Below are 6,171 nucleotides of genomic sequence, written 5' to 3'. Positions count from 1 at the left end.
ATGCTCACCGTTGGCGATGGACGCCGGTCCGCCCGGAGGGCGAATCGGCTTTCCCTGCCCTGCTCCGCAGGAGTCCGTTTCCTCCCCCGCCTGAAGGCGGGGGTATCCACGGAGGAATCCCGATGAAAGCCACACCACGCCTCTCGCTGCTCGTCGTCACCACGCTCGCTGCCGCCGGCACCCTCACCGTCGACACCGCCGCCCCGGCGCAGGCCGCCGCCTGCAACGGGTACGTCGGGCTCACCTTCGACGACGGCCCGTCCGGTAACACCCCGGCCCTGCTCAACGCGCTCACCCAGAACGGGCTGCGGGCCACGATGTTCAACCAGGGCCAGTACGCCGCCGCCTACCCGGCCCAGGTCAAGGCGCAGGTCAATGCCGGCATGTGGGTCGGCAACCACAGCTACACACACCCGCACCTGACCCAGCAGAGCCAGGCGACGATCGACTCGGAGATCTCCCGGACCCAGCAGGCCATCGCGGCCGCGGGCGGCGGTACGCCGAAGCTGTTCCGGCCGCCGTACGGCGAGACCAACTCGACGGTGAAGGCCGTCGCGACCAGGTACGGCCTGACCGAGATCATCTGGAACGTCGACTCGCAGGACTGGAACGGCGCGAGCACCGACGCGATCGTGGCAGCGGCCGGCCGGCTCACCAGCGGCCAGGTCATCCTCATGCACGACTGGGCCGCCAACTCCCGCGCAGCCATCCCCCGCATCGCGCAGGGGCTGGCAAGCCGCAGCCTGTGCGCCGGCATGATCTCCCCGCAAACCGGCCGCGCCGTGGCTCCGACAGCAATATCGGCGGCGGGAGCGGCACGATGAACGTACCCTCCCCGGCGAAGGTCATCACGACCTGGGACATCAGCGCCGCCCACTCCAGCGCCCAGAACTGACCGCCAAGCCGAACGGCAACGGCAACGGCAACCGCAAGCGGACGTGGCCAACCGTCTCCTGCAGCACCACGGTCGCCGCGCGTCGGCGGACAGGCGCCCCGCCGAACGGATTCAGCGCACATGAGGCCGCCCAGGGAGGGCATGGGCGGACGGGCGTCGGCCTCCCGAAATCGACTCTCTGATCCGTCCGGCAGCCACCGTCTCGGCCCCGCAGCCGCCGCGGACACGGCGACGCTGATCACGACCTCGCGGACGGCCTTGGGACGGCCTGAAGACGGTCTGGGGACGGCCTGGGAACGGTTCGTCGTCGTGAGCGATCATGGACACTTGGCGGCGCCAAGAACCGCTCCACCGACCTTCGTTGCCGACAGCAGGCAGCCGGGCGGCGTCCGGTGTGCCGAATCGAGACGTGATGTCAACTCGGCTCGGTCTTTAGCCTGTTCAGCATCACGGATACGAAGCGCAGTCCACGTCTGAGAGGTGGCACACCGCTTCGGCAGGAACTGAAACGGACGGGGAGAGACCTGGACGGCACAGCGAACGCGGGCGCCTCCAGCGCACGGCAGCGGAACGCAACCGTAGGTGGCTCGGGGCCTCGTACGGCCCTACTGATGCCACTGGCGCTCGCGCTGCTACTGGGCGCGCTGTCGGCGACCATCCGATACGAGGCGGACGATCCGCAGGTGGTCGCCCGTGAAGAGGATGTCGGGGGCGGCGGGGCGGTTGTGCTGGCGGTGATGTCGGGCGCGGGCGCTCTGCTCTTCCTGATGATGCCGGTCATGGCGGCGATCTTCGGGGCACGGCAGCGGCGGGCGGACTCGATGCCCGGCCGGAGTCCTCAGGATGGGCAGCGGCACGGCGGCGACTAGCCTCGCGCTTTCACGGAGCGGGCCGTACTGTCACGCAGCGGTGGTCTCGACCGGACTCACCTGGCGACAACATGTTGCCGGGTATCGATGTTGACGGGTCTCGGCAATGACCTCTGCTGGACCATGCCGTGGCCCCGCCTACCCGCCGGGGGACGCACTGTGGCTCACTGTGCCCAACCGACGCGACATCTGCCGCGACATCTGCCGCGGCGGCGTGTCGTCAGACGGTGCGGCGCTGGAACTGCTGGTTGGTGCCGGTCCCGCAGGTCCACTGGATGAGCCGGGCGCCGTTGGCGGTGGAGGCGTCCTTCACGTCCAGGCACTTGCCGCTGTGCCGTGCCACCAGCCGGTAGTGGCCGTTGCTCTGGTCCTGGAACTGCCACTGCTGGTTGGTGCCGGTGGTGCAGCGGTACTGGTTCACAAAGGCGCCGTCGGTGGTGGAGTTGTTCGCGACGTCCAGACACTTGCCGCTGTGCTGGGCGACGACGCGGACGTAGCCGCCACCGGCGTCCTGGAGCCGCCACTGCTGGTTGAGGCCGCTGCTGCAGGTGTACTGGAGGGCGACCGCGCTGTCGGCGGCCGAGTTGTCGGTGATGTCGAGGCACTTGGAGCTGTGCCGGGCGACCAGGTTGTAGTACGGGCCGCCGCCCACGCCGGTGACCGTGCCGGCGGCCGTGTCGATGGCGACCTGCGGGTACCAGGGCAGGTTCATGGTGCGTGCGGTCGGGAAGGTCAGCGGCAGCCAGACGTACTGGGAGTCGTTGACCGTGCCGCCCATGGAGTTGCCCCAGCGGTCGCCCATGTACAGGTACGAGGTGCCCTGTGTGCCCTGGACGGGCAGGACGAACGTGGTCTGGGAGCCGTAGCCGGTGTCGTCCCCGATGTCGGCCATCGCGGTCCACGGGCCGGTGATGCTGGTCGCGGTCGCGTACCTCTGCTGGTTGGGCTTCCAGCCGCTGTTGCCGGAGGTGAGCATGAAGTAGACGCCGTCCCGCTTGAACAGCGCCGGTGCCTCGCGGAAGGTGCCGGCCCACGGGTTGGCGACCATGCTGTCGTACGCCGTGTAGTCGGCGGTGAGCTTCCAGATCTGCAGGTCGGCGTTGCCGGACGCGGACGTGATCTGGTACGCGGTGCCGTCGTCGTCCTTGAACAGCGTCATGTCGCGGGACGTGGTGCCGGACGACGGCCGGAAGCTGCCCCGCCAGGTGTAGTCGCCGTCGACGGTGTCGGAGACGGCGACGGCGGCGCGGGCCTGGTTGTAGTCGCTGCCGTTCTCCTTGTGCATCCACATCACGAACTTGCCGGTGGTGCTGTTGAAGATCACCTTCGGGCGTTCGATGTTGGCGACGGCGAGTTCGGGATCGCTGGCCTGGGTTAGGACATGGCGTCTGAACTCCCAGGTCTTGAGGTCGGTGGAGCGGTACGCGGAGACGGCCTTGAAGGTGTTGTCGGCGTTGCGGTTCTCGCCGAACCAGTAGTAGTAGGAGCCGGCCCTGATCATCCCGCCGCCATGGGCGTGGACGACGTTGCCGTCCGTGTCGGTGAACTGGGTCGCGTTGGTCACCGTGACGGGGGCGGCCTGGGCGGGCGATCCGGTCGCCAGCAGGGTGAACACGCTCATCGTGGCGGCCAGCACGAGCGTGAGGGTGCGTCGGAGCATGGGGTTCCTCACCAACGGTTTCGGAATTGTTGGTATCTGTGCGGCTCCGTTGCTGGACGGTAGAGGTGGGGCGTGGGCGCGTCAAGGGCTGATACATCCGATGTATAGCGAGCCACCCTCTCTCGCCGGCTGGGTGAACTTGAGTTCTGAGCAGTTTTCGCCCGCCCTCTGGACAGGGCTGACCTCATGACCATTAATACATCCAGTGTCATCCCGGTGAGATGTACGCCTTCGTGCGGCTCCCCCGCATCCCACCATCCCTGATGACCCATCCGATCTGTTCGGTCCAGATGCTGAGCCGCAGCACGGTCCGTGCTGTCCTGTGGACAGTCAGGAGAGATCTCCCTTGTCAGAACCGCTCACTCGACGAAGAGTGTTGATGGGCATGGCTGCCATGACGGTCGCCGCCGTCGTCACGCCCGCCCTGGCGAGCCCCGCGCACGCCGCCTCCACCCGACCCCTGCCGCTCCCGCCCCTGCGCATCCCCAAGCTCGACATGGGGGTCGAACAGCAGCCCGACGAGAAGGTGCAGTGGCTGCAGGAGGCGAAGATCGGCATGTTCATCCACTGGGGTCCCTACTCCGGCCCGGCCAAGGGCGAGTGGTACATGGAGAACGCCGCCATCACGCCGGAGAACTACAAGAAGTACGTCACCGACGCCACCAGCGAGCAGTTCACCGGCAGCGCCTACAACCCGGCCGACTGGGCCCAGTTGGCCAAGGACATGGGCGCCAGGTACACCGTCCTCACCGCCCGCCACCACGACGGCTTCGCGCTGTGGCCGTCCACCCACGCCAACGCCTGGCACGCCGGACAGGCCCCGCTGCAGAAGGACTTCATCGGCCAGTACGTCACCGCCGTACGCGATGCCGGGCTGAAGGTGGGCCTGTACTTCTCCCCCCTGAGCTGGCGCTACCCCGGCTACTACGACGTCCACGGCACCAACTGCCTGGAGAACGCCTGGGGTTACACCACCGACCCCGCGCACAAGGAGAACGCGCGGATCATGAAGAACGAGGTGTACCAGCAGGTCAAGGAGCTGGTCACCCAGTACGGAAAGATCGACGACATCTGGTGGGACGGCGGCTGGCTGGGCCAGCAGGGCTCCGACGCGGACGCCGCCTTCTTCTGGGAGCCCGGCAAGTTCCGCGACACCTCCAACGAGTGGCCGGTGGACGCCGCCCACAGCGACACCGACGCCGCCACCGGCAAGCCCCTGGGCCTGACCGGCCTGGTCCGCAAGCATCAGCCCGACGCCGTCACCACTCTGCGCGCCGGCTGGATCGGCGACTTCACCAGCGAGGAAGGCCCCTCCGTCCCGAGCGGCGCCATCCGCACCGGCAAGGTGGCGGAGAAGTGCTTCACCATCGCCGGCGCCTGGGGCTACCGGGCCGGCGCCGGCGTGATGAGCTTCGGCAACGCCATGAACATCCTGGTCAACGCCTGGGTGCGCAACATGACCTGTCTGGTCAACGTCGCCCCGGACCGCACCGGCGCGGTGCCCAGCGCTCAGCAGACCCTGGTACGGCAGATCGGTTCCTTCCTGACCACGTGCGGGGAGGCCGTGTACGGCACCCGCGGCGGCCCGTGGAACCCGGTCGACGGCCAGTACGGCTTCACGTACAAGGACAGGACCTTCTACGTCCACCTGCTGCCCGGCTACAGCGGCACCACCTTCACCACCCCGCAGATCGGCGACGCGACGGTCACCCGGGTCTTCGACGTGGCATCGGGCACCGACCTGTCGTTCAGCGTGGACGACAGCGGCAAGGTGGCCATCACCGGCATCAACCGCACCCGCATCCCCGAGGACAGCGTCGTCGGCGTCACCCTGGACCGGACGGTGCAGCCGTCCGACATCGCCGCCGGCAGGACCGCCACAGCGAGCAGCGAGGAGAGCTCCAAGGGCAACACGGCCGCCAAGGCGGTCGACGGCTCCACCGCGACCCGCTGGTGCGCGAACAACGGCAACACCGGGAACTGGCTGAAGGTGGACCTGGGGGCGGCCAAGTCGCTCACCGGCGCCCGGATCGCCTGGGAGCTGGACGCCACCAACTACCGGTACAGGATCGAGGGCTCCACCGACAACACCACCTGGACCACCCTGGCCGACCGCACCGGCACCACCAGCACCAGCCAGGTCCAGGTCGCCATGTTCAGCGCCTCGGCCCGGTACGTGCGGGTGACCGTCACCGGCCTGCCCTCCGGGGCCTGGGCGTCCATCCGGGGCCTGGAGGTCTACGACCGGCCCTTCGCCGCGGACCTGGGCACGTTCAGAGTGGTCAACCGCAAGAGCGGCAAGGTACTGGACGTCAACGGAGCCTCCAGCGCCGACGGCGCGGCCATCATCCAGTGGCCGTGGACCGGCGGCACCAACCAGCAGTGGAAGCTGTTGGCCAACACCGACGGCTCCTACCGGCTGTCCAACGTCCGCAGCGGCAAGGTCCTGGACAGTCCCGGCGGCTCCGCCGAGGGCGCGGCCCTCGACCAGTGGACCGACACCGACACCAGCAACCAGTGGTGGAAGCTGGTCCCCGCGACCAGCGGCTACTACCGCCTCGTCAACGTCGGCAACGGCTGGTGCGCCGACGTCAAGGACGCCTCCACCGCGGACGGCGCCACGGTCATCCAGTGGCGCGACACCGGCGGCACCAACCAGGAATGGCAAGTCATCGCCCTGTAGCCGGCGATACGCGAGAGGGCCGGTGTCACACCGCACCGGCCCTCACCGATCCCCTCCCCTACCC

At 68.5% G+C, this 6,171-nt stretch carries 4 protein-coding genes; 3 read left to right on the top strand and 1 reads right to left on the bottom strand.

Annotation, left to right across the window (positions count from 1 at the left end; all coding sequences use genetic code 11):
- Positions 1-122 precede the first annotated feature (122 nt).
- Together FNH04_RS39535 and FNH04_RS39530 are read left to right on the top strand one after the other, a co-directional pair.
- Positions 123-824 carry a polysaccharide deacetylase family protein gene (locus FNH04_RS39535; protein ID WP_152790888.1) on the top strand — a complete coding sequence of 234 codons (702 nt, stop codon included), beginning with the start codon at positions 123-125 and terminating at the stop codon, positions 822-824.
- A 682-nt stretch (positions 825-1,506) separates the two neighbouring features.
- On the top strand, positions 1,507-1,764 hold the full coding sequence (locus tag FNH04_RS39530; RefSeq protein ID WP_228031881.1) for a hypothetical protein: 258 nt from the start codon (positions 1,507-1,509) through the stop codon (positions 1,762-1,764).
- A 220-nt stretch (positions 1,765-1,984) separates the two neighbouring features.
- Here FNH04_RS39530 and FNH04_RS39525 read toward each other — a convergent pair whose 3' ends face one another.
- The gene (locus FNH04_RS39525; protein WP_152790884.1) at positions 1,985-3,424 is read right to left on the bottom strand and encodes an RICIN domain-containing protein; all 1,440 of its coding nucleotides are present in this window, start codon (positions 3,422-3,424) and stop codon (positions 1,985-1,987) included.
- A gap of 385 nt (positions 3,425-3,809) precedes the next feature.
- Here FNH04_RS39525 and FNH04_RS39520 point away from each other — a divergent pair, with 385 nt between their 5' ends.
- The gene (locus FNH04_RS39520) at positions 3,810-6,107 is read left to right on the top strand and encodes an alpha-L-fucosidase (RefSeq protein ID WP_152790882.1); all 2,298 of its coding nucleotides are present in this window, start codon (positions 3,810-3,812) and stop codon (positions 6,105-6,107) included.
- The last annotated feature ends 64 nt before the right edge of the window (positions 6,108-6,171 follow it).

Origin of the sequence: Streptomyces phyllanthi, from assembly GCF_009377205.1 — a bacterium.
GTDB lineage: Bacteria > Actinomycetota > Actinomycetes > Streptomycetales > Streptomycetaceae > Streptomyces > Streptomyces phyllanthi.
This window is presented reverse-complemented; position numbering and strand designations above follow the sequence as displayed.

What these genes read in the sequence shown, in the direction of transcription:
- FNH04_RS39535 (WP_152790888.1), top strand. Translation starts at nt 123, where the DNA reads ATGAAAGCCACACCACGCCTCTCGCTGCTCGTCGTCACCACGCTCGCT.
- FNH04_RS39530 (WP_228031881.1), top strand. Translation starts at nt 1,507, where the DNA reads ATGCCACTGGCGCTCGCGCTGCTACTGGGCGCGCTGTCGGCGACCATC.
- FNH04_RS39525 (WP_152790884.1), bottom strand. Translation starts at nt 3,424, where the DNA reads ATGCTCCGACGCACCCTCACGCTCGTGCTGGCCGCCACGATGAGCGTG.
- FNH04_RS39520 (WP_152790882.1), top strand. Translation starts at nt 3,810, where the DNA reads ATGGCTGCCATGACGGTCGCCGCCGTCGTCACGCCCGCCCTGGCGAGC.